The sequence below is a fragment of the Vescimonas sp. genome, assembly GCF_057856985.1.
The window spans coordinates 149804-174436 of record NZ_DBLZXX010000002.1 but is presented as its reverse complement, the minus strand read 5'-3'; the positions used below and the strand labels follow the sequence as shown (position 1 = coordinate 174436).

The 24633-nt window shown below is 63.8% G+C and carries 23 protein-coding genes; 4 read left to right on the top strand and 19 right to left on the bottom strand.

What is annotated here, in order from left to right:
* Positions 1 to 1438: 1438 nt before the first annotated feature.
* From ACZM22_RS03700 to ACZM22_RS03640, 13 genes are all read right to left on the bottom strand, one after another.
* Positions 1439 to 2644: an FtsW/RodA/SpoVE family cell cycle protein gene (locus ACZM22_RS03700; RefSeq protein ID WP_489543163.1), complete on the bottom strand. Its 1206-nt coding sequence runs from the start codon at positions 2642 to 2644 to the stop codon at positions 1439 to 1441.
* A 98-nt stretch (positions 2645 to 2742) separates the two neighbouring features.
* Positions 2743 to 3741, bottom strand: coding sequence for a phospho-N-acetylmuramoyl-pentapeptide-transferase (gene mraY, locus ACZM22_RS03695; protein ID WP_489543162.1), 999 nt, complete (start codon positions 3739 to 3741; stop codon positions 2743 to 2745).
* A gap of 48 nt (positions 3742 to 3789) precedes the next feature.
* The gene (locus ACZM22_RS03690; protein WP_489543161.1) at positions 3790 to 5241 is read right to left on the bottom strand and encodes a UDP-N-acetylmuramoyl-L-alanyl-D-glutamate--2,6-diaminopimelate ligase; all 1452 of its coding nucleotides are present in this window, start codon (positions 5239 to 5241) and stop codon (positions 3790 to 3792) included.
* Positions 5242 to 5347: 106 nt separating this feature from the next.
* Complete coding sequence (locus ACZM22_RS03685; protein ID WP_489543160.1) at positions 5348 to 7609, bottom strand: penicillin-binding transpeptidase domain-containing protein; 2262 nt, start codon at positions 7607 to 7609, stop codon at positions 5348 to 5350.
* Positions 7610 to 7725: 116 nt separating this feature from the next.
* Positions 7726 to 8259: a hypothetical protein gene (locus ACZM22_RS03680; RefSeq protein WP_489543159.1), complete on the bottom strand. Its 534-nt coding sequence runs from the start codon at positions 8257 to 8259 to the stop codon at positions 7726 to 7728.
* A 40-nt stretch (positions 8260 to 8299) separates the two neighbouring features.
* Positions 8300 to 9256 carry a 16S rRNA (cytosine(1402)-N(4))-methyltransferase RsmH gene (rsmH, locus tag ACZM22_RS03675; protein ID WP_489543158.1) on the bottom strand — a complete coding sequence of 319 codons (957 nt, stop codon included), beginning with the start codon at positions 9254 to 9256 and terminating at the stop codon, positions 8300 to 8302.
* 3 nt (positions 9257 to 9259) lie between these two features.
* A complete protein-coding gene (mraZ, locus tag ACZM22_RS03670; RefSeq protein WP_489543157.1) occupies positions 9260 to 9676 on the bottom strand; it encodes a division/cell wall cluster transcriptional repressor MraZ in 417 nt (138 codons plus the stop codon).
* Between the two features lie 360 nt (positions 9677 to 10036).
* A complete protein-coding gene (locus tag ACZM22_RS03665; RefSeq protein ID WP_489543156.1) occupies positions 10037 to 10579 on the bottom strand; it encodes a hypothetical protein in 543 nt (180 codons plus the stop codon).
* Between the two features lie 34 nt (positions 10580 to 10613).
* On the bottom strand, positions 10614 to 11093 hold the full coding sequence (coaD, locus tag ACZM22_RS03660) for a pantetheine-phosphate adenylyltransferase (RefSeq protein ID WP_483268461.1): 480 nt from the start codon (positions 11091 to 11093) through the stop codon (positions 10614 to 10616).
* A gap of 3 nt (positions 11094 to 11096) precedes the next feature.
* The gene (gene rsmD / locus ACZM22_RS03655; protein ID WP_489543155.1) at positions 11097 to 11648 is read right to left on the bottom strand and encodes a 16S rRNA (guanine(966)-N(2))-methyltransferase RsmD; all 552 of its coding nucleotides are present in this window, start codon (positions 11646 to 11648) and stop codon (positions 11097 to 11099) included.
* 4 nt (positions 11649 to 11652) lie between these two features.
* On the bottom strand, positions 11653 to 12480 hold the full coding sequence (locus ACZM22_RS03650) for a glycerophosphodiester phosphodiesterase family protein (protein ID WP_489543154.1): 828 nt from the start codon (positions 12478 to 12480) through the stop codon (positions 11653 to 11655).
* Position 12481: 1 nt separating this feature from the next.
* On the bottom strand, positions 12482 to 14041 hold the full coding sequence (locus tag ACZM22_RS03645; protein WP_489543153.1) for an MFS transporter: 1560 nt from the start codon (positions 14039 to 14041) through the stop codon (positions 12482 to 12484).
* Complete coding sequence (locus ACZM22_RS03640) at positions 14038 to 14835, bottom strand: HAD-IIA family hydrolase (protein WP_489543152.1); 798 nt, start codon at positions 14833 to 14835, stop codon at positions 14038 to 14040. Before ACZM22_RS03640 ends, ACZM22_RS03645 begins: the two co-directional genes overlap by 4 nt.
* Positions 14836 to 15175: 340 nt before the next feature.
* On the opposite strand from ACZM22_RS03640, the gene spo0A reads away from it, so the two are divergent.
* Complete coding sequence (gene spo0A, locus ACZM22_RS03635) at positions 15176 to 15928, top strand: sporulation transcription factor Spo0A (protein WP_483268467.1); 753 nt, start codon at positions 15176 to 15178, stop codon at positions 15926 to 15928.
* Positions 15929 to 15995: 67 nt separating this feature from the next.
* Here the strand turns inward: spo0A and ACZM22_RS03630 are convergent, their stop codons facing one another.
* From ACZM22_RS03630 to ACZM22_RS03605, 6 genes are all read right to left on the bottom strand, one after another.
* Positions 15996 to 18506: a heavy metal translocating P-type ATPase gene (locus ACZM22_RS03630; RefSeq protein ID WP_489543151.1), complete on the bottom strand. Its 2511-nt coding sequence runs from the start codon at positions 18504 to 18506 to the stop codon at positions 15996 to 15998.
* A 14-nt stretch (positions 18507 to 18520) separates the two neighbouring features.
* Positions 18521 to 18817 (bottom strand): metal-sensing transcriptional repressor, encoded by a 297-nt coding sequence (locus ACZM22_RS03625; protein WP_483268469.1) that lies wholly within the window; start codon positions 18815 to 18817, stop codon positions 18521 to 18523.
* A 61-nt stretch (positions 18818 to 18878) separates the two neighbouring features.
* Positions 18879 to 19235, bottom strand: coding sequence for a stage V sporulation protein AE (spoVAE, locus tag ACZM22_RS03620; RefSeq protein ID WP_489543150.1), 357 nt, complete (start codon positions 19233 to 19235; stop codon positions 18879 to 18881).
* Positions 19236 to 20261: a stage V sporulation protein AD gene (locus ACZM22_RS03615; protein ID WP_489543149.1), complete on the bottom strand. Its 1026-nt coding sequence runs from the start codon at positions 20259 to 20261 to the stop codon at positions 19236 to 19238.
* A 103-nt stretch (positions 20262 to 20364) separates the two neighbouring features.
* On the bottom strand, positions 20365 to 20700 hold the full coding sequence (locus ACZM22_RS03610) for a branched-chain amino acid transporter permease (protein WP_484437594.1): 336 nt from the start codon (positions 20698 to 20700) through the stop codon (positions 20365 to 20367).
* On the bottom strand, positions 20691 to 21383 hold the full coding sequence (locus ACZM22_RS03605) for an AzlC family ABC transporter permease (protein WP_489543148.1): 693 nt from the start codon (positions 21381 to 21383) through the stop codon (positions 20691 to 20693). The genes ACZM22_RS03610 and ACZM22_RS03605 overlap by 10 nt, the downstream gene beginning before the upstream one ends.
* A 132-nt stretch (positions 21384 to 21515) precedes the next feature.
* On the opposite strand from ACZM22_RS03605, the gene ACZM22_RS03600 reads away from it, so the two are divergent.
* From ACZM22_RS03600 to ACZM22_RS03590, 3 genes are read left to right on the top strand one after another with little or no spacing between them, the layout of a single operon-like run.
* A complete protein-coding gene (locus ACZM22_RS03600) occupies positions 21516 to 22115 on the top strand; it encodes a hypothetical protein (protein WP_489543147.1) in 600 nt (199 codons plus the stop codon).
* A gap of 4 nt (positions 22116 to 22119) precedes the next feature.
* A complete protein-coding gene (locus ACZM22_RS03595; RefSeq protein ID WP_489543146.1) occupies positions 22120 to 23445 on the top strand; it encodes a Na+/H+ antiporter NhaC family protein in 1326 nt (441 codons plus the stop codon).
* The gene (locus tag ACZM22_RS03590; RefSeq protein ID WP_489543145.1) at positions 23442 to 24611 is read left to right on the top strand and encodes a cation diffusion facilitator family transporter; all 1170 of its coding nucleotides are present in this window, start codon (positions 23442 to 23444) and stop codon (positions 24609 to 24611) included. Before ACZM22_RS03595 ends, ACZM22_RS03590 begins: the two co-directional genes overlap by 4 nt.
* Positions 24612 to 24633 lie beyond the last annotated feature (22 nt).

Genomic DNA, 24633 nt, shown 5'->3' with positions numbered 1-24633 from the left:
TTTCATGCCTCTGGCAGGGATATTTCGCGCTCCGGCGCGACATCCTTTTGCCCGCGGCGGCAAAAGGATGCAAAAACGCCGCCAAAGACCCATGGTCTTTGAAATTCCTTTACGCCGAACGTGATACGACGCAAAAAGGCCCATAAGGAATCGCTTCCGCTCCTATCACCGCTGCCGCTCCCGCGTACCGCGCGGGTGGCGTGCTATGACAGGCTCCGGGACTCGGCGATAAGAGCCGCTGCCGCTCCCGTGTTCCGCGCGGCAGTGCCTTACTGCGTAGGAGCCGGTGTTCCCGACGGCCCGTTGCTCGTTCCTTTCATGCCTCTGGCAGGGATATTTCGCGCTCCGGCGCGACATCCTTTTGCCCGCGGCGGCAAAAGGATGCAAAAACGCCGCCAAAGACCCATGGTCTTTGGAATTCCTTTACGCCGAACGTGATACGACGCAAAAAGGCCCATAAGGAATCGCCTCCGCACCTATCCCCGCTGCCGCTCCTATCACCGCCTCCGCTCCTATCCCCGCTGCCGCTCCCACGCACCGCGCGGGTGGCGTGCTATGACAGGCTCCGGGACTCGGCGATAAGAGCCGCTGCCGCTTCCATCTTCCGCGCGGCGGTGCCTTACTGCGTAGGGGCCGGCGTCCTCGACGGCCCGTTTTCTGTTCTCCGATTGCGGGTTGCACCCGCGTCCTGCATGTATGCCTCCGGCGGCCATATTTCTTTCAACAGCGAAAGAAATATGGAAAAGAACGCCGCCCAAAACCAATGGTTTTTGGATTTCCCTTGTCCGATTACGACTGCGGTATAAAAAGGTTCCGCATCGAATCGCTTGTACGTCTATCCCCGCTTCCGCTCCCACGCACCGCGCGGGTGGCGTGCCATGACAGGCTCCGGGACTCGGCGATAAGAGCCGCTGCCGCTCCCGTGTTCCGCGCGGCAGTGCGCTGGCTTATCGACGGCGTGTTGGCATGCCGTTCTACAAAATACGCTTCGCAGCAGCGCGTATTCTTTATATTTCGCGGCCCAACGGGCCGCACCTGCACATGCCGCCGCTGGCGGCATGTGCGCGATTTGGTAATCGCCAAAATCGATAGGACCACGCGCCCCCATTTTGCTTTGCAGGAGCGGTAGCGATAAGAGGATCGCAAGCGATTCGTTGTACGACGATCAGCGCCGTTTTGGATTTCGCGTGGTACGCGGCGGCAGGTTTCCGGCGTACTCCAGCCGCGCAGGAAGTCTTGAAACCTGCGGTTTCAAGCAGACCTTTTGGTCACTTTTGGGGCTGTGGCCAAAAGTGACCCGCGCTCGGGGGCGCGGAACCCTCTCCTGCCGCTGTTGGAAGAAATGGGGCCGCCGGAGGCAGGGATGAAAATTCTCGATCCCTATACCCGCTGCAATTATCTGACAGAAAAATACGCTATGTTGTCAAAAATCGCCCATTTACCCCGCTTTGGGCGCGGGGATCTGCCGCGACACACTGAGCACCATGCCCATCTCCACCAGCTGCAAGCACAGCGCCGTGCCACCATAGCTGAAGAACGGCAGGGAGATACCGGTGGTGGGCACGAAGCCCGACACCACCGCGATGTTCAGGAAGGTCTGAAGGGCCAGATGGGTCATGATGCCCACCACCAGCAGCGCGCCGAACCGGTCGCGGGCGTGGAGGGCGATCCAGAAGCCCCGCAGGATCAGCAGGGCGAAGATCAGCATAATGACGCAGGCGCCGATAAGCCCCAGCTCCTCGCATACCACGGAGAAAATAAAGTCGTTGTACTGCTCGGGCAGGTACAGAAACTTCTGGCGGCTTCGCCCCAGCCCCACGCCCAGCAGACCGCCGGAGCCGATGGTGATCAGGCTCTGCGCCAGCTGATAGCCGTCGCCGGAGTAGTCCAGCCATGGGTCGTGCCACATGGCGATGCGGGCAGAGCCGTACTTGATGACGCCGCTTTCCGCCAGCTTGACAAACAGAAGGCCTATGGCGCCCACGCCGCCGATACCGGCGGCCACCAGCCAGCCCTGAATACCGCCCACGATCATCAGCACCGCGCCGGTACACAGGATCAGCACCGTACCGGACAGATGGGGCTCCAGCATCATCAGAACGGAGATGATGCCCAGCAGCGCCACATAGGGCACGATGCCCTGCCGCCACGTCAGCATCTTCTCCTTTTTCTTGGAGATGGTATCGGAAAAGTAGACGATGACCGCCAGCTTTGCGATCTCCGACGGCTGGAACTGGAACACGCCCTTGATGCCCAGCCAGCGGGTGGCATTGTTGGCGGTGATGGCCAGTGGGTTGTGGGGGATGATGACCAGGATCAGCAGGAACAGCGCCAGACCCACCAGCATGCGGGACGCGCCGCGCCAGCGCTGATAGTTGATCTTGCCCACAACGAACATGCCTGCCAGACCGATGACGGCGAACAGGGCCTGCCGCTTGAAGTAGTAGGTGCCGTCGCCGGTGTCGTAATAGGCGCGGGGAAAGCTGGCGGAGAACAGCATAATGAGTCCGATCACCGTCAGCAGCAGCGTCAGGATCAGGAAGGGCAGATCCATGGACCCCTTGGCGGCCTGCGTGTGCTTTTGCTCTGTTTGGCGCATGCGGGCCTTCATGGCCTTCTGGGCCTGATATTCTGCACGGGTCACGGCTGTCCCTCCTTCCGAAATTTCATGTTGGTACTTCCTCATGAACTTCATGAGGAACGAAAACCCGCTTCATGATGAACTTCCTGATGGAAGTATTTTCAGAAGCTGAAGCGCTGGTACACGGCGAAGTAGGCCAGCAGGCAGAACAGTGCGCTGACAGTGGAGAACACCGCCACGATCTTAGTCTCCTTCCAGCCGCACATCTCAAAGTGATGGTGCAGCGGCGCCATTTTGAAAATGCGCTTGCCGTGGGTGAGCTTGAAATACGTTACCTGGATGATGTCGGACAGCGTCTCACAGATGTAAACGATACCCACCAGCAGCAGCACCAGCGGCATGTCGTAGGCGAAGGCCAGTGCCGCCACCGCGCCGCCCAGAAACAGGGAGCCGGTGTCGCCCATGAACACCTTGGCGGGGTAGCGGTTATACACCAGAAAACCGCACAGGCCGCCCAGCATGGCGGCGGAAAACGTGCCCAACTGGGCGAAGCCGGGCCAGATGATGGCCATGACCGAGAAGAAAACGGCCACAGGAATGGTGACACTGGTGCTGAGACCGTCCAGTCCGTCGGTGATGTTGACGGCGTTGACGGTGCCCACGATGACGAAGGCGGCGAAGACAAGGTACACCGACCACGGCAGCACCACATGGGTGTTCCAGAAGGGGATATACAGATTGGGACTCAGCATCCCCTCGTACCGCATGAGGCACAGGAACGCCACCGCCGCCGCCAGCTGCAGCACAAACTTCTGCAGCGCCGTCAGACCGGTGTTGTGGTGGTGCTTCACCTTCTGATAGTCGTCAATGTAGCCGATGAGGCCGAACACCAGCGCAAAGAGATAGACGTACAGGTGGGCGAAGTCGCCGCCCGCCATATGCTTCCAGCCCAGAGCCACGATGGTGATGCCGATACCGATAATGAACATCAGGCCGCCCATGGTGGGGGTGCCCTGCTTGGTCATGTGCCAGGTGGGGCCGATCTCCTTGATGGACTGGCCGGCCTTCAGCCGCACCAGCGCCGGTATCAGCAGCTTGCCGGCGATGACGGTGATGACAAAGCTGACCGCCACCGGCAGCACGATCTCCAGAATTCCCATAATGATTCGCTCCTTCCCGCCGCGAAAGGGCGCGGCGGCTCTTGTGATTTAGCCCTGCTTTTTCAGGTAGTCCGCCACGATGACCCGCTCATCCATGGGGTAGTGGACGTGGTTGATCTCCTGATAGTCCTCGTGACCCTTGCCGGCCAGGATGATGACGTCGCCGCTCTGGGCGTGATCCATGGCGTAGTGGATGGCCTCCACACGGTCGGGGATGGCCACGTAGGGCGTGTCGGTGTCCCGCATGCCCGCCAGAATGTCGTCGATGATGGCCTGCGGCTCCTCGGTGCGGGGGTTGTCGCTGGTGACAATGACGAAGTCTGCCAGCCGCGCGGCGATGCCGCCCATGACGGGGCGCTTCGTCTTATCCCGGTCGCCGCCGCAGCCAAACAGTACCACGGTACGGCCCTTGGCAAAGCCGTTCACCGACTCCAGCACATTCTCCAGCGCATCGGGCTTGTGGGAGTAGTCGTTGAGAATGGTGTAGTCACGGCCGGGGGTGGGGATGATCTCCATGCGGCCCTTGACGCCGTGGTTACGGGCCAGCGCGTCGGCGCACTCCGCCAGCGGGACCCCCAGATTCCAGCAGCAGGCCATGGCATCCAGCGTATTATATACCGTGAACTGGGCAGGGATGCCCACCTGCACGTGGGCCCAGTCGGTGTCGGCCTCAGCGTCGAACTCCACGCTGCCGGCGTGGAGCCGGACGGACTTGGCCTTCAGATCCGCATCGGCGTGAATGGCGTAGGAGAACAGGCGGGGGCACTGGGCGTGGGCCAGAAGGCGCTGATGCCACGGGTCGTCGGCGTTGTAGACGCCCACGTCGCAGCGGTCGAACAGGATGGCCTTGGCGTCGCAGTACGCCTCCATGGTGTGGTGGAAGTCCAGATGGTCCTGACTGAGGTTGGTGAAGATACCCACGGCGAAGCGCACGCCATAGACGCGATCCAGCGTCAGGGCGTGGGAGGAGACCTCCATCACCACATGGGTGCAGCCGGCATCGGACATCCGGCGGAACAGCTTTTGCAGCTCGAAGGACTCCGGCGTGGTGCGCTCCGTGTGGAGGACTTCGCTGCCGATCATGTTCTGAATGGTGCCGATCAGGCCCACTTTGGCACCGGCCTTCTGCTCCAGAATACTCTTGATGAGGTAGGTGGAGGTGGTCTTGCCGCTGGTGCCGGTGACGCCGATCATGGTCATCTCGCGGGAGGGGTGGTCGAACCAGTTGCAGGCGATCACCGCCAGAGCGCGGCGGGAGTCCTCCACAACTACGTAGGGAATGTCACCGTCGGGTGCATGCTGGCAGACAACACAGGCCGCGCCTTTTTCGCGGGCCATGGGGATGAAGCGGTGGCCATCGGTCTCGGCGCCGGCAATAGCCACGAACAGCCCGCCCTCCGCCGTCTGGCGGGAGTCGTAGCAGACGTCGGTGATGTCGGTGTCCATATCGGCGGTGGCGGCCAGAACAGTGAGGCCCTTTAGCAGTTCGTTCAGTTTCATGGGAAAGCTCTCCTTTACGGCAAAGTACAGTACCTTCCATTATAACAGGCAGGAATTGCGCAGAAAAGGGAAATCTGTGCGGTCTGCTGGGAAGTTCGTGCGGAGTTTAATCCGTGACGGAGGTGTCGCCCAGCTGGACAGTGATGACCGTACCGGCCTCCACCTCGGCGCCCGCCTCAATGGACTGGGACAGCACGCGGACGGCGGAGGACTCGCTGCCGGTGGTACCGGAGAAGCGGATGAACAGCCCCGCGCCGGTGGCGGCGGTGTTGGCCTCGGAGGGCGTCTTGCCGATGAGGTGGGGCACCGTACACTTGGCGGTGGACTTATCCGTGCCGGCGTACAGGATGACGGCGGACTTGCCGGGGATGATGGCGCCGCCGGCGGGGGTCTGGTCGGTGACGGTGTCGCCGTCGCCGTTGATCTTATAGCTGAGGCCCCGTTCGCCCAGCCTGGTCTTGGCCTCCTCCACGGACATGCCGATGACATTGGGCACGGTGGTGTCCATGCCCAGCAGCTCCTCGGCGGAGTAGCTGGGCTCCACGCCCAGATAGGGCAGGACCTCGGACATGATGGAGCTGGCGGTGGGGGCCACCATGTTGCCGCCGGACACATAGGTGCCGGTGGAGCGGCTGGGGGTATCCAGCGTCAGGAGCATGATGACCTGGGGATCGTCGGCAGGGGCGAAGCACAGGAAGGACACCACCACGTCGCCGGTCTGGCCCTTATCGGCCGTACCGGTCTTGCCGCCCACGCGGTAGCCTGCCACCTGACCGTTTTTGCCGGTGCCGCTGGCCACCACGTATTCCAGACACTCCCGCACGGTGGCGGAGGTCTCCTCGCTGACCACCTGACGGATGGGGGTGCTGTCGTGCTGGTAGGTGACGCTGCCGTTGGAGTCGGTGATGCGCTCCACCAGATAAGGGGTGCGCAGATAGCCGCCGTTGACGCAGGCGGCCTGAGCCGTGATGAGGGCGATGGGAGTGACGTTGAAGTTCTGGCCGAAAGCGTAGCAGGCCAGATCCAGCTGAGTGAAGCTGGCGGGATCGGCGAAGATGCTGTCCGCCTCACCGCCCAGGTCGATGCCGGTGCCTTCCATGAGGCCGAAGGATCTCATGTACTCGTAGAACGCGGTGTTGCCCAGCTTCAGGCCGTAGGAGATAAAGGCAGGGTTGCAGGAGTTCCCCACGGTCTGGACCAGGGTCTGCAGGCCGTGACCGGCCTTGTTGGAGCAGTGGATGGTCTGTCCGGAGATGGTGACGAAGCCGCTGCAGTTGACGGTGGTGTTCTTGTTGATGACACCCTCCTCCAGCGCGGCGGCCAGCGTCAGGATCTTGAAGGTGGAGCCGGGCTCGTAGGTGTCGTTCAGTGCCTTGTTGCGCCACTGGAGCAGCTGCATCTCCGCCAGCGTGTTCTCGCCGCGGGCGATGCGCTCCTGTAGGGTCTGGTCCTGCACGGCGGAGAAGTCATTCAGGTCATAGTTGGGGTAGGAGGCCATGGCCAGGATGCCGCCGGTGTTGACGTCCATGATGATGCCTGCGGCGCCGTTGGCGGCAGCGAACTTATCGGCCATATTCTCCAGACCCTTTTCCAGATAGTACTGGATGGTGGCGTCCAGCGTCAGCGTCAGGTCGCTGCCGTTCTGGGCGGCGAAGTACTGTTCATAGGCGTACATCATGTCGTTGCCGGCGTTGTCCTTGGCGGATACCACCAGACCGCTCTGACCCTCCAGCTCCTGCTCATAGCGGGCCTCCAGCCCGTACAGGCCGGTGTTGTCGTCGCCCACGAAGCCAATGACATGGGAGGCCAGGGAGCCGTAGGGATAGTAGCGCTTGGCGTCGGCCACCAGGTGGACGCCCACGATCTTGTTCTCGTTGATATAGGCGCGGACGGCGTCGGCAACCTCCTCGTCGGCGCGGAGCTTGATCAGCTCGTACTGGGACTCGGTGTTGTCCATGCGGCGGCGGATGGCGGAGGCGTCGCCGTCCAGTATCTCGGCCAGACCCGCAGCCAGGGAGTCCTTGGTCCAGGTCACGGGATCGTCCTTGTCATTGACGGCGCGGTCGATCTCCAGCGGGGAGAGGATGACGGTCTCGGCGCTGGCGGAGATGGCCATGATGTTGCCGCTGCGGTCGTAGATGGTGCCGCGGGAGGCGGTGACCACCGTGCGGCGGGTCTGCTGGTTCACGGCCTTGCTCTGCAGCTCCTCATGGCGGACGATCTGAAGGTCGAACAGCTGGAAAAACAGCAGCACGAACATGCCGATGCCCATGACGAGCATCAGCACGAAGGAGCGGGTCTGGATGACCCGATTGGCGCGGCGGATATTTTCATCCTTACGGTTGGGGTTTGGTCTGCGTTCTGTCACGTTCTCTGCCTCCGAATGTGGGGCCCCGCGGCTCTGCGCCGGACGGATCCTCGAATGCCAAGCAAGGAGCAAGAAGTCGCCTTCTTACTCCTTACTGCCTCATGATATGGCCGCTGTCAGCGGAAATATTCCAGCACATAGGCCCAGCCATCCTTTGCCTTATCCAGCAGGCCGCCGGCGCTGCCCTCCGCCTTGTAGAGGGTGACGCTGTCGCTGCCGGACAGGTCGATGTACTGGATCTGGCCGCTGGTGGGCTTGGACATGCCGGCGGCTTCGGCGGCCGCCTTGATGGTGGCCAGATCGAAGGTTTTTTCATACTCCGTCAGCAGCGCGATGTGCTGCTCGTCCAGATCGGAGATCTGGCGTTTGATGGAGGACACGCTGCCGGACACATCGGTGAGGGTGACGTAGCCCAGCATCAGCACCACCACCATGGCCAGCAGCACTACCACGCCGCCCGCCACCAGCGGGGAGGGACGTGCGGCGGCGCGGGCCTGGGGCCTGCGGCGGGGCAGGGGCTTTTCCTGTACGGCGGGCTGCTGCTTCGAGGGCAGCTTGCCGGCCTCCTCCAGCTGGCGCTCCCGCACCAGGGCGTCCAGGTCGTAGGCCAGACTGCCGTATACGGCGTTTTTGCGATAAGGCTGGGCCAAGGTGCGGTCACTCCTTTCCGAAAGATGCAGCGGCTCTGCGTTAGAGCTTTTCCGCCACACGCAGCTTGGCACTGCGGGCGCGGGGGTTTTCGGCCAGCTCCGCGTCGCCGGATACGATGGGCTTGCGGCTGACCAGTCGTATCTTCGGCGTTTTGCCGCAGACACAGACGGGGAAATTAGGCGGGCAGGTGCAGCCTGTGGCCAGCTCCTGCATGGTTTTCTTGATGATGCGATCCTCCAGCGAGTGGAAGGAAATGACAGCCAGCCGTCCACCCGCGTTCAGGCGGGATACGGCGGCCTCCAGCATGGGAGGCAGGGCGTCCAGCTCACCGTTGACGGCGATGCGGATGGCCTGAAAGCTGCGCTTGGCGGGGTGCTGCTTCTCCCGCAGGGCGGCGGGGGGCATGGCGGATTTGATGATGTCCACCAGCTGCAGCGTGGTCTCAATGGGAGCCTGCTGGCGGGCCTGCACGATGCGGCGGGCGATGGCGGGGGCGCAGCGCTCCTCGCCGAAGTCGTAGAGGATGCGGCGCAGCTCCTCATAGGGCCAGTCGTTCACCACATCGCGGGCGGTGAGGGGCGCCGTGCGGTCCATGCGCATGTCCAGCGGGGCGTCGTGCATGTAGGAAAAGCCCCGGGCGGCGTCGTCCAGCTGGGGGGAGGAGACGCCCAGATCAAAGAGCATCCCATCGACACCGGAGATATGGAGATCGGCGAGGATATCGCCGACGCGGTCGAAGTTGCTGTGGACCAGCGTGACGCGGTCCAGATAAGGGGCCAAACGCTCCTGCGCGGCGTCGATGGCCGTCTGGTCGCGGTCAATGCCGATGAGGCGTCCACCCTCCGTCAGGCGGCGGACGATCTCCAGCGAGTGGCCGGCGCGGCCCAGCGTGCCGTCCACATAGACGCCGTCAGGCCGGATGGCCAGTGCGTCCAGACATTCCTGAAGCAGGACGGGCTTGTGGCCGTAGTCCTTTTCGATAGCGTGGTCAGCCATAGCTTACAGCCCCATTTCCACCATGGCCTGCTCCAGCGCGCCGGAGGAGAAAGCCTCGTTCTCGATGGCGGCCCAGCGCTCGGCGCTCCAGATCTCGGCGCGGTCGAAGCTGCCCACCACCACGACCTCCTTGGTCAGGCCCGCGTATTCCCGCAGCTTGGCGGGGATCAGGATGCGGCCCTGAGAGTCCGGCTCGCAGTCCGCCGCGTAGGCGAACAGGGCGCGGAGCTTCTTCACCTCGTTGTAGGACAGCTCCTTCAGCCTGGCCATGAAGGCGGCCCAGCTCTCGTCGGAGTAGACGGACAGGCAGTGGTCCTGGCCCACGGTGACGTGGAAGGTCTGGCCCAGCTCCTTGCGGAGAGAGGCGGGAATGAACAGGCGGCCCTTGGCATCGATGTTATGGCTGAACTGACCGGTCATAGAGCCGCCTCCTCTCGTGCAAAATAGGGTGAATGGGGAAAAGCGTGGGATTGTTCCCCACAAATGGGGGCACTTCCCCCACAGTTCACCACTCATGATGCCAGTATACATAATCCGTTATGGAAATGCAAGCAGAAGTTTCCACAGAAAGGGCATGTGAGAGCGGTAATTTCTTCCAGAAAACCCGCTAAAACGGGAGATTTTTGAAACGAACGTTCGAGGATGTGGAGCGCAAAAAACCGGCGGGCACAAAATATAGTGCCTGCCGGTTTCGCGCTCTACAAGATATTATTCTTTTGTCAGAAACGTAGAAATACAGTGAAATAATTTGTCAGATTTCCACAAATGAGGAAGGGGGCGTTACTGGGCGCTCTCCTCCGTCTTGGTAGCTTCCTTTTCCTCAGCGCTGCGGTTCAGCTCCGCACGCTGGGCCTGCATTTGCTCCTGACTGGCGGCGCGGAAGCGCACGCGGGACTCCTGAACCTCGCTGAGGGCCATCTGAATGGCCTCCTCGGTGCGGCGCAGGGCGTCCTCGGTGTAGGTGTTGGCCACGTGGTACAGCTCACGGGTGCGCTCCTCGGCGCGGCGGACGATCTCACTGCTCTTCTGACGAGCCAGCTGGATGGTCTCACTCTCGGAGACGATGACCTTGGCATCCAGCTCCGCCTGACGCAGCATCTTTTCCACTTCTTTCTTGGCGCCGGCCACATACTCGCTGCGGGCGGCGATGAGTTCCCGTGCCTTTTTCAGCTCCAGCGGGAGCTTGGCGCGGATCTCGTCCAGCAGATCCAGCGCCTCGTCGCGGCTGATGACGCATTTGTCGGAGCTGAAGGCGGCACTCTTGGCCCCGTCGATCATGCCGTAGAGCATATCCAGCAGTCGCTGCACGTCCTTTTCTTCCATAGGTCCTTCGTTCCTTTCTCTGTATTGCAGGACGTCAGCCCCGCGTTCTTTCCAATTCCTCGGCGATGGGCGCCGGCAGATACTTCTCCAGAGGCTGGCCGTAGTGGATCATCTCGCGGGCCATGGTGGAGCTGAAATGCTCGTACTCGGCACTGGCGGGCATCAGCAGCGTTTCCAGCTGGGGCAGGATGCCCTGATTGATGCGGGCCATTTGCAGCTCCATGTCCCAGTCGGTGGGGTTACGCACGCCCTTGAGCAGGATGTGGGCGCCCTTTTCCCGGGCGTAGTCCGCCAGCAGGCCGCGCCAGTTCTCCACCTCCACGTTGGGGATGTGGGCTACGCTGCGGCGGATCAGCTCCAGCCGGCGCTCCGGCGTGAACATGGGCAGCTTCTTCTCGCAGTTCACCATGACGCAGACATACAGCTTGTCGAAGCAGGCGGCGCCGCGCTGGATGATGTCCAGATGGCCCAGGGTGATGGGGTCAAAGCTGCCGGGATAGATGGCGATCTTCATGGGTCAGTCCTCATTTCCGCCGCGATGGAACACCGTCAGCTTGATCTTGCCGTACCGGTATTCCCGATACAGGCGATAGGGGAGCGGAAGTGCGGGCAGAACCGTATCTGCGGCACTTTCCGCTACGATTATACCATGCTGACGGCAAATGTCAAACGCTGCGATGTCCGTCAGCGCCTGCTCCAGCAGGCCGGAGGCATAGGGCGGGTCCAGAAAGATCAGGTCGAACTTCTCGCCGCTGCGGAGATAGGGCAGAGCGTCCCCCTGCCGGACCCGGGCGCGGTCCGCCAGCCTGCACAGGGCCAGATTCTCATGAATGAGCCTGACGGCGTCGGGGCGGCGGTCGATAAACACGCACTCCGCCGCGCCGCGGCTCAGAGCCTCGATGCCCAGCTGGCCGGTGCCGGCGAAGAGGTCCAGCACGCGGCGGCCCTCAATGTCGAACTGAATGATGGAGAACAGGCTCTCCTTCACCTTGCCGGTGGTGGGGCGGGTCTCCATACCCTGTAATTCCTTCAAAACTCTGCCTCGGGCAGAGCCGGTGATGACTCTCATGGCGTTACCCCCTGGGATCGAAGCATTCGAAGATGACCAGCGCGCCGTCACGCTCGGCGGCGTCCATGGTCTCCTTGGAGCGGATGGTCCAGCTGAACTCCTGCGCACCGTACAGTCCGCGGCACAGCCGCAGGGACAGGGACTTCCGGTCCTCAAAGCGGTAGGCGATGAAGTCGGGCCGGGTGCGGGCGTTGAGCAGCAGGTTGCTCAGTACCCAGCGCACCACGCCGGGGAGATTTTCCGCATCGCCGTGACGCCGGAAATTCTCGGACAGCTGGCCCCGCACGACGTCGGGGCGGTTGGCCCACAGCCACATGAGGCAGCGGGGGTCGAAGGACTCGATGCAGTAGGTGACGCGGTACTTGTCCAGCAGCCTGCACGCGGCGGCGGCCAGCGCATCGGCGTTGCCCCGCTCAGCCTTCAGCTCCACCACCAGCGGGGCCTTGCCGGCGAAGATGGGCAGCACCTCCTCCAGCAGGGGGATGTGGTGCTCCGTGCCCTCCAGCCTGTAGTTTTTCAGGTCCTCCGCCGTCAGGTCCTCGATCTGCACGTCCACACCGGCGGTGCGCAGCAGGGAGGCGTCGTGGATCACGGCCAGATGGCCGTCCTTCATCAGGTGAACATCCAGCTCCGCGCCGAAGCCGCACTGGACGGCGCGGCGGAAGGCGGGAATGGAATTTTCGGGGATGCGGGGCTTATCGTGGAAGCCGCGGTGGGCGAAGCGCCACTTGCGGAACCGCTCCCAGTCCTTACGGCGGCGGCAGCGCAGGCACAGCGCATACAGCAGACAGACAAGGACCAGCAGGCCCAGCAGAATATATACGATCGTCATATCAATCCGCCTCCAGATCTTCCAGAACTTCGATGCCGGACTTGGGCTCCGGCTTGCTGTCGCCGTGCTTCACCATGAGCATGGTGAAGAAGGCCAGAGTCGTGAACACCGCGGCGTAGGGGAACAGGACGTGCATGCCGAACTGATCCATCAGCAGACCGGACAACATGGGGGTGGCCACCTGCGCCGCCATGGAGGCGGTGTAGTAGAAGCCGGTGTATTTGCCCACATCGCCGCCGGAGGCCAGCTCCACCACCATGGGGAAGGAGTTGACATTGATGGTGGCCCAGCCGATGCCGGCCAGCGCGAACATGGCGTTCATCAGCATGGTGGGGCTGTCGGCATTCAGGAAGGCGGCCACGGTGAAGGCGCCGGTAAGCATCACCACGCCGGCCAGGATGGTCTTTTTGCGGCCCACCTTGCTGGCGATGAAGCCCACGGGCAGATAGGCCACAATGGCGGCGGCCTGGGCGATGATGAGGGTCAGGTTATAGTCCTTGTGCAGGATGTTGCTGGCATAGACGGAGTATTTGCTGGTGACGGCGTTGTAGCCGAAGAACCACAGCACGATGCTCAGCAGGATGAAGATCAGGCTCTTGACCTCGTCGGCAGACAGCTTGCGGCTGGCGGTGGGGTCATCGGCCTCGGACTGCTCCTCCAGCCCTGCGGCCACGGCCTGCTGCTGCATCTCCGCAGACCACTCCTGCTCACGGACGGTGAGCAGGAAGATCACCAGCGCCGCCAGCATCAGCGCTGCGATGACGCCGAAGTAGCCGATGTAGCTCATCAGACTGTTGCGGACGGCGGAGGTGGCGAACACCATGCCCAGCGCCAGCACCAGGATGCCGCCGGCGGAGCCCATGAGGTTGATGACGGCATTGGCCTTGGAGCGCAGGGGCTTCAGCGTTACGTCGGGCATCAGGGCCACGGCGGGGGAGCGGAACGTGGCCATGGCCACCAGAATAATAAGCAGCAGCACCACGAAGAAGATCAGGGTGGCGGGGTGCTCCGCCGTCATCTGCCAGGCGCAGGCCTGCCGGGCGGGCACCACGTAGTTGGTGTAGTCGGGGTTGGTGACCGCGCTGCCACCGTCGGTGATCTGGCTGCGGATGGCGGTGAACTCCTCCTCCGTGAACTTCTGGCCCAGAATGAACTTCTCACCGGAGGGGGTCAGCAGCGTGGCGGCCTTCTCCTCCTCGTAGATGACGGAGAGGGCGGCGGGGTCGTCGATGGCGGACACGTCCTGCAGGTTCTTCAGCTGGGCGTTGTCCACGAAGGACAGGCAGACCAGCGCCACCGCGGCGATGAGGGTGCCGATGACGATGAAGGGCGTCCGGCGGCCGTGGCGGCTGGTACACTTGTCGGAGATGTGGCCGAACAGGGGCAGCAGGAACAGCGCCAGCACGTTGTCCAGCGCCATGATGACGCCGGACCAGGTCTGGCTCATGCCGAATTTGTTGGTCAGGATCAGGGGAATGGTGTTGTCATAGGCCTGCCAGAAGGAGCAGATGAGGAAGAAGGCGAAGCCTACCATGACGGTGCGCTTGTAGTTGAGTTTCATAGCGTTTCCTCCAGTTGGCGGTACAGTGCCGCGATGTCAGAAAAGATCCACGTGGGATGGATGCCGTATTGGGCGATGTCCGCCTCCGTGCCCTCGCCGGACAGGACGAAGATGCTGTCGATGCCGGCGTTGATGCCGCAGGCCACATCGGTGTAGAGCCGGTCGCCGATCATGACGGCCTGCTCCGGCGAAAAGCCGGTGCGGCGCAGGGCCAGCTCTGCCATGGCGGGCTGGGGCTTCCCCAGAAACAGGGGCTTGCGGCCGGTGGCGGTGGTCAGCATGCGGCAGACGCTGCCGCAGTCGGGGACGGAGCCGTACCACGTGGGGCAGACCCAGTCGGGGTTGGTGGCCAGCCACGTGACGCCGCGGTTCAGCAGGATGCAGGCGTCCTCCAGCTTCCGGAACGTCAGTTCCCGATCGAAGCCGCACAGCAGGATGTCCACATCGTCCTCCGGCCGGTCGGTAACGGGGATGCCGGCGGTTTGAAGCTGCCCGTAAAACGCGCGGGTGCCGAACACGTAGCACTTTTCTCCCGCGTGGAAGCGGCGGAGATGGTCGATGGCGGCGTCCACGGAGGTGAGGTAGTCCTCCGGCGCGGTGGGGATGCCCATGCGGGAGAGCTTTTCCATGTAGCCCTCCACGCCGCGGGAGGAGTTGTTGGTCAGGAACAGATAACGGCCGCCGATGCGCCGGACGTGGGACAGGAACTCCGGAACCTTGTCGAAAAGGCGGTCGTCCAGATACAGCGTGCCGTCCATATCCAGCAGGAAAAGCCGCTTGTCCGCCAGCGCCATGCGCGGCACCTCCCTTCGTATGACGGTTCATGCGTACCTTATAGAATATCACAAAGTATGGCCGCTGACAAGCGCGGGGCGCAAAGATGCGCAAATTTTCGCGCAGGGAAAATGGCGGCGCCGGCAGAACGGTGCCGAAAAGCGGCGGATGTCGTTAAAGTTGTATAAATTTTACAAATTTGTCGGAGGAGGTCGTGTAAAAGATTGGGCTTATCGACAGAAAAACCTTGCATACGATGTCTTTTTGTGCTAATTTTTATAGCGGGTCACCGATAAATGTTGTATTAACGTGAAACGGGGGCCTGTACGCGAAAGCGAGGAAAGGAGCAGGGGGAAGAAAATGGAGGCAAAAATAAGCGTATTGCTGGCGGATGCCAGCGGGGACCTGCGGCTATTGCTGCGGGAGACCCTTGAGAGCACGGGAGAATTTCAGGTCGTAGGGGAGACCGGCGACGGCGGCCAGGTACTGGCTCTGGTGGAGGAGACGCATCCGCAGCTCCTTCTGCTGGACGCCATGCTGCCGGTGCTGGACGGCATGGGTGTCCTGCGGCAGCTCCGAGAGAGGGAGGAGCAGCCGCGGACCATTGTGACGTCCGCCTTCTACAACGACCGGATGGTGGCGGAGGCGGTGAGCCTGGGCGCCTACATCTTCCTGCCCAAGCCGGTGAGCGAGAGCTCACTGATGGAACACATGCGGCGGGCCGTGAAGCCGCCGCAGGAGCGGGAGCCGTCACCCCAGCTGGAGGCCATGGTCACGGCCATTATCCACGAGATCGGCGTGCCCGCCCATATCAAGGGCTACCAGTACCTGCGGGAGGCGATCATCATCACCGTGGGGGACATGGAGGTCATCAACGCCGTCACCAAGGTGCTGTACCCCGAGGTGGCCAAGCGGTTCAGTACCACGCCCAGCCGCGTGGAGCGGGCCATCCGCCACGCCATCGAGGTGGCTTGGGACCGGGGCGATCTGGAGACGCTGCAGAAGTACTTCGGGTACACGGTGAACTCCGCCAAGGGAAAGCCCACCAACAGCGAGTTCATCGCCATGATCGCCGACCGCCTTCAGCTGAAGCTGAAGAAGCGGCAGGCATGAGAACGGCAGACAACAAAACAGGGACGGCGCACCGGAGGGGGTGTGCCGTCCCTGTTTCCGCATAGGGTCAATGGATGTCCGTCACCGTGTAGCCGGCGACGGCCACGGCCTTCTTCAGGGCCTCGTCGCTGACATCACCGGTGACAACGGCGCTGCTGCCGGCCAGGTCCACGGCGGCGGTGACGCCGGGCAGGGCGTTCAGGGCCTTTTCCACGTGGGCCGCGCAGTGGGCGCACATCATGCCTTCAATGCTGAGAGTCTTTTTCATCGTTGGTTCCTCCTCGTTATGTTGTGCCGCAGGAGCGGCGGGTTCACTTTGGGTATTGGCAGGGGTCTCGCCGCGCCTGACGGGGGCGGAGCCTTTCCAGCCCCGGAGACGCAGGGCGTTGGACACCACGCACACGGAGCTGAGGCTCATGGCCGCAGCGGCGATCATGGGGTTCAGGGTGATGCCAAGGGCGGGGTACAGCACACCGGCGGCCACGGGGATGCCGATGGAGTTGTAGAAGAACGCCCAGAACAGGTTCTGCCGGATGTTCCGCAGGGTGGCGCGGGACAGGGCCGCCGCGTCCACGATGTCCATCAGGCTGCTGCGCATCAGCACCACGTCCGCCGACTCGATGGCCACGTCAGTGCCGGCACCGATGGCAAGGCCCACGTCTGCCGTTACCAGCGCGGGAGCGTCGTTGACGCCGTCGCCCACCATGGCCACCAGCCGGCCCGCCTTCTGGAGATCCTCGATACAGCGGGCCTTGTCCTGGGGCAGGACCTGAGCGATGACGCGGTCCACGCCCACCTGATGGGCAATGGCCTCGGCGGTGCGCTGGTTGTCGCCGGTGAGGAGCACTACCTCACAGCCGCTGCGGCGCAGGGCGGCGATGGCGGCGGCGCTGTCGGGCTTCACCACGTCGGCCACGGCGATGACGCCCAGCAGCTGCCGGTCCTCGGCGAAGTACAGGGGCGTTTTGCCCGCGGCGGCCAGCATCTCCGCCGCGGCGCGGAGGGCGGCGGTGTCGGCGCCGATAGATTCCATGTAGCGGTCGTTGCCGGCGTAAAGGGTCTTACCGTCCTGCACGGCCTGTACGCCGCCGCCGGCCACGGCGGCGAAATCGGACACGGCGCACAGAGGGATGCTCCGGCGCTCCGCCTCCTGCACGATGGCGTCAGCCAGCGGGTGGCCGGAGGGCTTTTCCAGACTGGCGGCGGCGCACAGCAGCTCCTCCTCGGTGACATTGGCGGCGCACAGCACGTCGGTGACACGGGGCTTGCCCTCGGTGACGGTGCCGGTCTTGTCCAGCACCACGGTGTTGACGCGGCCCATCAGCTCCAGACTGGCGGCGGATTTGATGAGGATGCCCTTTTCGGCGGCCTTGCCGGTGGCCACGGTGATGGCCACCGGGGTGGCCAGACCCAGAGCGCAGGGGCAGGAGATCACCAGCACGGCGATGCCGATGGACAGGCAGAAGCGGACGCCCATGCCGCCCGCAGCGGCCCACAGCAGGGCGGCGGCGACGGCGATGGAGATCACCGCCGGTACAAACACGGCGCTGATCTTGTCGGCCAGACGGCTGATGGGCGCCTTGGTGGAGGCGGCCTGCTCCATGAGCTGAATGATCTGGGACAGGGTGGTGTCCGCGCCCACGCGATCGGCGGTCATCTCCAGATAGCCGCTGGTGAGGACGGTGGCGGACACGGCCTTGCTGCCGGCGGTCTTTTCTACCGGCATGCTCTCACCGGTGAGGGCAGACTCGTCCACGGAGCCGCTGCCCTTGACCACGGTGCCGTCCACGGGGATGCGGCCGCCCTGCCGGACGATCACCGTCTCACCGGCCTTGATCTGGTCGGTGGCCACGGTGACCTCCGTGCCGCTGCGGCGCACCACCGCCACGTCCGGCGCCAGCGCCAGCAGCGCCGTGATGGCTCCGGTGGTCTTGCCCTTGGAGCGCTCCTCCAGATACTTACCCACGGTGACGAGCGTCAGGATCATGCCGGCGGACTCGAAGTACAGATCCGGCATGCCGGTGACCTGTCCCGCAGCCAGCAGGCCCATTTCAATGAGACTGTACACAAGGCCCGCGGCCGCACCCAGCGCCACCAGCGAGTCCATGTTGGGCGCGCCCTTGAACAGGCGGGAGAAGCCCACGGTGAAGTAGGCGCGGTTGAGGATGAGGATGGGCACGCACAGGACCAGCTGCACCAGCGCCGCCGCCAGGGGCTGGCGGTGCATGAAGGCGGGCACCGGCAGGCCCATCATGTGACCCATGCTGAGATAGAACAGGGGCACCAGACACACCACGGACCACAGAAGCCGGCGGCCCATGGCTCTGGCGGACGCCTCCTGCTCTCTGCGGATGTCGCGTTTGGCCTCGTCCGCCGGAGCCGCGCCGTAGCCCGACGCCTCCACTGCGGAAATGATGGCCTGCGGCGTGACCTTGTCCGCATCGTAGGAGCACACCAGTGTGCCCAGCATCAGGTTCACGGCGGCGCTGTCCACACCGTCCAGCGAGTTCGCCGCCTTTTCCACGTGGGCGGCGCAGGCGGCGCAGGTCATGCCGGTCACCACAAATTTTTCGGTCATTACGCTCTCCTCCTTCATTTCATCATCTTCTGCAGCGTGGTCACCAGCTCGTCGATGACTTCGTCATCGCCCTGCCGTATCCCGTCGGCCACGCAGGTACGGATGTGGGTGGCCAGCAGCTCCTTGCTGAAGCTGTTCAGCGCGGCGCTGACGGCGGACACCTGCACCAGAATGTCGGGACAGTAGGCATCGGCTTGCAGCATGTCCCGCAGACCGCGGACCTGTCCTTCAATGCGGCTGAGACGGTTGGTCAGCTGCTTCTGCTCCTGAGGAGAGCGGTGTTTCGTTTTATGGCAGCAGCATTCGTTCATATCGGATACCTCCCGGGGGTATTTTTTAACGGCTGCATTATATACCCCTCGGGGGTATTTGTCAACGCTTTTCTTTGGGCCGGCACAAAATTGCCATCAGGAGGCCGAACACCACGGCTGCGGCGATGCCGCCGGAGGTAGCGGTGAGTCCGCCGGTGATGACGCCCAGCAAGCCCTTTTCCGCCACGGCCCTGGCGACGCCTTTGGCCAGCGAATAGCCGAAGCCGGTGAGGGGCACGGTGGCCCCCGCGCCGCCCCAGTCCACCACGTACTGGTACACGCCCATGGCCTGTAAAAACACGCCGGCCACCACATAGCCCGTCAGGATACGGGCGGGGGTGAGGTTCGTGCGGTCGAGGATGATCTGCCCCACGGCGCACAGCAGGCCGCCGCAGAGGAATGCGTTCAGGTATTCCATTTATACCGCCTCCTTTGTGTGGGAAAGTACCACCGCGTGGCAGATGCCGGGCACGCTCTCACCCTGAAAGGAGCTGGTGGGGCTGAGCAGCGCGCCGGTGGGCGCAAAGACAAGACGCTGCCACCGGCCGGTGCGCAGGCCGTGGAGCAGATAGCCGTTGAGGACGGCGGCGGAGCAGCCGCAGCCGGAGCCGCCGGCGTGCATGTCCTGCTTCACGCGGTCGTACAGCAGGAGGCCGCAGTCGGTGCAGTTGTCCCCCAGCTCTACGCCGTCGCGGCGGAACAGCTCCGTCAGCAGGGCGTGGCCCAGATAGCCCAGATCGCCGGTGACGATGAGATCGTAGTCCCGAGGCGTTGTGGCGGTGTCGCGGAACAGGGCGGTCAAAGTATCGTGGGCGGCGGGGGCCATGGCCGCGCCCATGTTGGCCGCATCCGTGACGCCCAGATCCACGATGCGGCCGCGGGTGGTGTGGGTGATATAGGGTCCCGCGGATTGGGCGCCCACCACGCAGCAGCCCGCAGCGGTGGCCGTCCACTGGGCGGTGGGGGCACGCTGGCTGCCGTAGGGCACGGGGGCGCGGTACTGCCGCTCAGCGGTGCAGAAGTGGGAGGAGGTCTGGGCCGCGGCGATGCGGGCGAAGCCGCCGGCCACCGCCATGGCTGCCAGCGACAGGCTCTCACCCATGGTGGAGCAGGCGCCGTACACCCCGTAGAAGGGGATGTCGAAGTCCCGCAGGGAGAAGGTGGCGCCGATGTTCTGGTTCAGGAGATCGCCGGCAAAGACGCAGTCCACGTCCTGCGGCGTCAGACCGCCCTTTCGCAGGGCGCGGCGCAGGGCCAGGGCCTGCATCTCCGCCTCCCCCTGCTCCCATGTCTTTTTGCCGAAGAAGGAGTCGTCATCCGTGATGTCAATGGAGCCGCCCAGAGGGCCCTGACGCTCCAGCCGTCCGGCTACACTGGCCCAGCTCACCACGCCCGGAGGGTCCGTGAGCCGGCAGGTCTGGCGGCTCAGTCGTTTGATGTCCATAGTGTTCCACCTCGCACATGATTTGCCCTTAGTCTGCGCGGGGATGCGGAAAAATATGAAAAAGGACGCCCCGAGGGACGTCCTTTTCGCTGTACGGTACGGCTTACACGAACACCAGCTGCACCAGCAGCATGTATACGGCGGTGCCCGCTAAAATGGACAGCAGGGTGCTGCGCCTCCACAGGTGGAGACCGGCGGTGACGGTCACGGCGATGGCCTCCGGCAGACCGTGACTGCCGGAGAGGATGTCGGTATTCCGCAGACTGTATACCACCAGCAGGCCCATCATGGCCGGCGGCAGCAGGCGGCCCAGATCCTCCACCACTCTGGGGAGCTTCCGGCTGCCGGAGAACACCAGAAACGGTGTCCAGCGGGTGATCTGGGTGGCCAGCGCCACCATGGCTACGATGATGAGAGACTGGATGAAATTCAGGCGCATAGCTTTTTCCTCCCCAGCAGAAGTGCGATCAGCGTCAGGACCATGGCGGGAATGACCATGCTGTCCGCGCCGAAGACGGCCAGACCGGCCACGGAGCAGGCAAGACCCATGAAGCCGGCGGGGCGGTTCTCCCGATGGACCGCCTGCTCGATGAACAGCACCACGAACAGTGCCGTCAGGGCGAAGTCAATGCCGGTGAGGTCAAAGGTGATGAGCTCGCCGATGAGTCCGCCCAGCATGGAGAATACGATCCAATAGAGCCACGTCAGCAGGCTCATGGCGAAGTAGAACAGGGTGGGCTCCATGTCCTCCGGCGGCTCCACGGTAGAGCTGAGGGAGAAGTTCTCGTCGCTGAGGGTATAGATCAGGAAGTACCGCAGTTTGCCCAGCCCCCGGTATTTGGGCAGCAGGGCCAGCGCGAAGAACAGGTGACGGGCGTTCACCATCAGACTCAGGAAAAAGGCGCTGAGGGGGTCGAAGGCGGTGGTCAGCAGCGTGATGGCCACGTACTGCATGCTGCCGCAGAAGGCGAAGGCGCTGACAAAGCCGGACCACAGGAAATTGTAGCCCTTGGAGGCCATCAGCAGGCCGTAGGCCAGACCCACCGCCAGATAGCCGGTGAGGATGGGTACGGTGTGGGGGAAGGCCGCTTTCAGCGCGGCGGGGAAGGATTTGCGGGGCAAACAGACCACCTCCGGGAAAATGTGTCGGTATTATACCCGAAAACTCTTTTTGGCGCAATACTGGAAAAGCGCATAAAATGTGTGTATAATAGGCCCACTGAGTTTCACGAAAGAAAAGGAGCGTGTGTTTCAATGGAGGAGATGCGCAGCTTTGGCTATATCTGCCCCCACTGCGGCAAGGCGGTGCTGCACCAGCGCAGTGTGTTCGCCCTGTCCGCCGCTGCGGCCCGCATGGAGTGCGAGTGCGGGCAGGAGGCGCTGGAGGCGGAGACGGACGGTGTGAAGTTCCGGCTCTGGGTGCCCTGCGGCGTGTGCGGCGGACACCATCAGGCGGAGTGCAGCGCCGACGCAGTGCTGCACGGGCGGGGCATCGGCCTGGCCTGCCCCGAAAAGCAGGAGATATGCTGCTACATCGGCAGGGAGCAGCAGGTGCGCCGCGCCATGGAGGAGCTGGCCCTGCGGGTGGAGAAGGAGAAGGCCGGCGGTGAGGAGGCCTTCACCGACAACGTCATCATGTACGAGGTGCTGTCGGAGCTGAAGGACATCGCCGCCCGGGACGGCATCTCCTGCACCTGCGGCAGCCACAAATACAACATTGCCGTGCGGCGGGGCGCGGTGGACCTCATCTGCGCCCGGTGCGGCGGGAGGCTGCGGCTCAATGCCGCCACGGACCGCGATCTGGACGACCTGTGCTGCCAGATGAAGCTGACCATCCGCAGCACGGAGCAGTAACGCGGTGGGCAGCATCGTATGCTTCGCCCTGTTTTTAGGGGCGGTGGGCGTCTGTCTGGCGGAGGGGTGGCAGCTGATGTGGGCCATCTGGGCGGGCATCGCGGTGTTCGCCGTGCTGGGTCTTGCGCGGCATGTGCCGGTGCGGGTCATGGCCGCGGGCGCATGGCGGCAGGGACGGAAAATGTGCTCCGTCATCGACATCTACCTGCTGATCGGGGCCATCACGGCCCTGTGGCGCAGCGCGGGCACCATCGGATTTTTCATCTATCACGGCCTGCAGATCATCACGCCCCAGATGTTCCTGCTGGTGGCGTTTCTGCTGACCAGCTTCATCTCCTACGCTCTGGGCACGTCCTTCGGCGTGGTGGGCACCGTGGGGGTCATTCTGATGGCGCTGGCACGCTCCGGCGGCGTGGACGCCGCCGTGACGGCGGGTACCATCATCGCAGGGGCCTATTTCGGCGACCGGTGCTCTCCGGCGTCCTCCAGCGCGGCGCTGGTGGCGGCGGCCACGGGCACGGTGCTGGAGCGGAACCTGCGGCGGATGCACCGCACCGGCTGGCTGCCGTATGTGGTGAGTCTGGCGGTGTACGCGGCGCTGTCCGTGACCCACCCGCTGGCGGCGGTGGACGGGCAGGTGCTGACGACACTGGCGGAGACATACCGGCTGGGCTGGTGGACGGCGCTGCCGGCGGCGGCCATCATCGTGCTGCCGCTTTGCAGGGTGTCCATCCGGAGGTCTATGGCCGTCAGTGTGCTGGCGGCGCTGGCCGTGACCCTGTGGGGTCAGGGAGGGCAGCTGTGGGACGTGCTGCGGGACACGGTGCTGGGCTACCGTCCGGCGGGCGGGGCTTTGCAGCAGGTACTGGCAGGCGGAGGCGTGGTGTCCATGCTGACGGCCACGCTGATGGCCATCAGCGCCGGCATGTACGCGGGGCTGCTGGACAGCGCAGGCGTACTGGACGGCGTGCGGCGCCACGCAGCGGCGCTGGCTCGCAGGGCGGGACGGTTTCCCGCCTGCGCGGCGGTGTGCGCCCTGGCGGGCATGATCTTCTGCAACCAGTCTGCTGGCCCTGTGGTGGCCGACCAGCTGCTGGAGGAGACGTACCGCGCCCGGGGGCAGGGCGGCGAGGAGCTGGCGCTGGACATCGAAAACTCCGGCATCGTGATGGCGCCGCTGATCCCGTGGAACATCTCGGTATCCATTCCGCTGGTGATGCTGGGGGCGGATGCCTCCGCCATCCCCTATGAGGTGCTGCTGTACGCCATTCCCCTGTGCTATCTGCTGACGAAGCGGCGGGTGTTTGCCGCGAAAGGAGAGAGAATATGATCGAACTGCTGGCCCGCTGGTGCATACCGAATCGGGACAATGTAACATCGCCGTCGGTGCGGCGGGCCTACGGCACGCTGTGCGGCATCGTGGGCATCGCCCTGAATATCCTGCTGTTTGCGGGGAAGTTCTTCGCGGGACAGCTGTCCGGCTCCATCGCCGTGACGGCGGACGCCTTCAATAACCTGTCGGACGCGGGCTCCTCGGCAGTGACGCTGCTGGGTTTCCGGCTGGCGGGACGGAAGCCGGACACGGACCACCCCTTCGGCCACGGGCGCATCGAGTACATCTCGGGTCTTGCGGTGGCGGGCCTGATCCTGCTGATGGGCGTGGAGCTGGCCAAGTCCTCCATCGATAAGGTCCTCCATCCGGAGGAGGTGACGTTCTCGCTGCTGGCGCTGGGTATCCTGGCGGCGTCGGTGTGCGTGAAGCTGTATATGTGGCTCTACAACCGGCGCATCGGGAAGAAGATCAAGTCCGCGGCCATGGAGGCCACGGCCATGGACAGCCTGTCCGATACCGCGGCTACGGCGGCGGTGCTGCTGGCCATGCTCATCGGCAGGTGGACGGGACTGGCGGTGGACGGCTATGTGGGCCTTGTGGTGGCGCTGTTCATCCTGGGCTCCGCCTGCAAGGCGGCGAAGGAGACGCTGTCGCCCCTGCTGGGGCAGGCACCCGACCCGGAGCTGGTGCAGGAGATACGGGATATCGTCATGGCCCACAGCACCGTACAGGGTATCCACGATCTGGTGGTCCACGACTACGGCCCGGGGCGGTGTATGATCTCCCTCCACGCGGAGGTGCCGGCTCACGGGGACATTATGGAGATGCACGACGTCATCGACAACATCGAGAAGGAACTGGCGGAGCGGCTGCACTGTCAGGCAGTGATCCACATGGACCCCATCGTCACCGACGACGCATCCGTGGGTGCGCTGCGCCGGCAGATCGCCGAAGTGGTGAAGCAGGTGGACCCCCGTATGACCATCCACGATTTTCGGGTGGTGCGGGGTACTACCCATACCAACCTGATCTTTGACGCGGTATTGCCGTTCTCCTCCGGCAGGACGCCGGAGCAGGCGGCGGAGGAGATCCGGAAGCTGGTGCGGGAGCTGGACAGCACGTATTTCGCCGTGGTGACGGTGGAGCACAGCTATACGGATTGAAAAATCCCGCGCCGGCGGGCGC

Excerpts from the sequence above, each read along its gene's own strand:
- ACZM22_RS03650 (WP_489543154.1), bottom strand. The coding sequence starts at position 12,480 with ATGACGATCGTATATATTCTGCTGGGCCTGCTGGTCCTTGTCTGTCTG.
- ACZM22_RS03610 (WP_484437594.1), bottom strand. The coding sequence starts at position 20,700 with ATGCGCCTGAATTTCATCCAGTCTCTCATCATCGTAGCCATGGTGGCG.
- ACZM22_RS03625 (WP_483268469.1), bottom strand. The coding sequence starts at position 18,817 with ATGAACGAATGCTGCTGCCATAAAACGAAACACCGCTCTCCTCAGGAG.
- ACZM22_RS03615 (WP_489543149.1), bottom strand. The coding sequence starts at position 20,261 with ATGGACATCAAACGACTGAGCCGCCAGACCTGCCGGCTCACGGACCCT.
- rsmD (WP_489543155.1), bottom strand. The coding sequence starts at position 11,648 with ATGAGAGTCATCACCGGCTCTGCCCGAGGCAGAGTTTTGAAGGAATTA.
- spoVAE (WP_489543150.1), bottom strand. The coding sequence starts at position 19,235 with ATGGAATACCTGAACGCATTCCTCTGCGGCGGCCTGCTGTGCGCCGTG.
- rsmH (WP_489543158.1), bottom strand. The coding sequence starts at position 9,256 with ATGGCTGACCACGCTATCGAAAAGGACTACGGCCACAAGCCCGTCCTG.
- mraY (WP_489543162.1), bottom strand. The coding sequence starts at position 3,741 with ATGGGAATTCTGGAGATCGTGCTGCCGGTGGCGGTCAGCTTTGTCATC.
- ACZM22_RS03590 (WP_489543145.1), top strand. The coding sequence starts at position 23,442 with ATGATCGAACTGCTGGCCCGCTGGTGCATACCGAATCGGGACAATGTA.
- ACZM22_RS03665 (WP_489543156.1), bottom strand. The coding sequence starts at position 10,579 with ATGGAAGAAAAGGACGTGCAGCGACTGCTGGATATGCTCTACGGCATG.
- ACZM22_RS03690 (WP_489543161.1), bottom strand. The coding sequence starts at position 5,241 with ATGAAACTGAACGAACTGCTAAAGGGCCTCACTGTTCTGGCCGCCACC.
- mraZ (WP_489543157.1), bottom strand. The coding sequence starts at position 9,676 with ATGACCGGTCAGTTCAGCCATAACATCGATGCCAAGGGCCGCCTGTTC.
- coaD (WP_483268461.1), bottom strand. The coding sequence starts at position 11,093 with ATGAAGATCGCCATCTATCCCGGCAGCTTTGACCCCATCACCCTGGGC.
- ACZM22_RS03645 (WP_489543153.1), bottom strand. The coding sequence starts at position 14,041 with ATGAAACTCAACTACAAGCGCACCGTCATGGTAGGCTTCGCCTTCTTC.
- ACZM22_RS03600 (WP_489543147.1), top strand. The coding sequence starts at position 21,516 with ATGGAGGAGATGCGCAGCTTTGGCTATATCTGCCCCCACTGCGGCAAG.
- spo0A (WP_483268467.1), top strand. The coding sequence starts at position 15,176 with ATGGAGGCAAAAATAAGCGTATTGCTGGCGGATGCCAGCGGGGACCTG.
- ACZM22_RS03630 (WP_489543151.1), bottom strand. The coding sequence starts at position 18,506 with ATGACCGAAAAATTTGTGGTGACCGGCATGACCTGCGCCGCCTGCGCC.
- ACZM22_RS03640 (WP_489543152.1), bottom strand. The coding sequence starts at position 14,835 with ATGGCGCTGGCGGACAAGCGGCTTTTCCTGCTGGATATGGACGGCACG.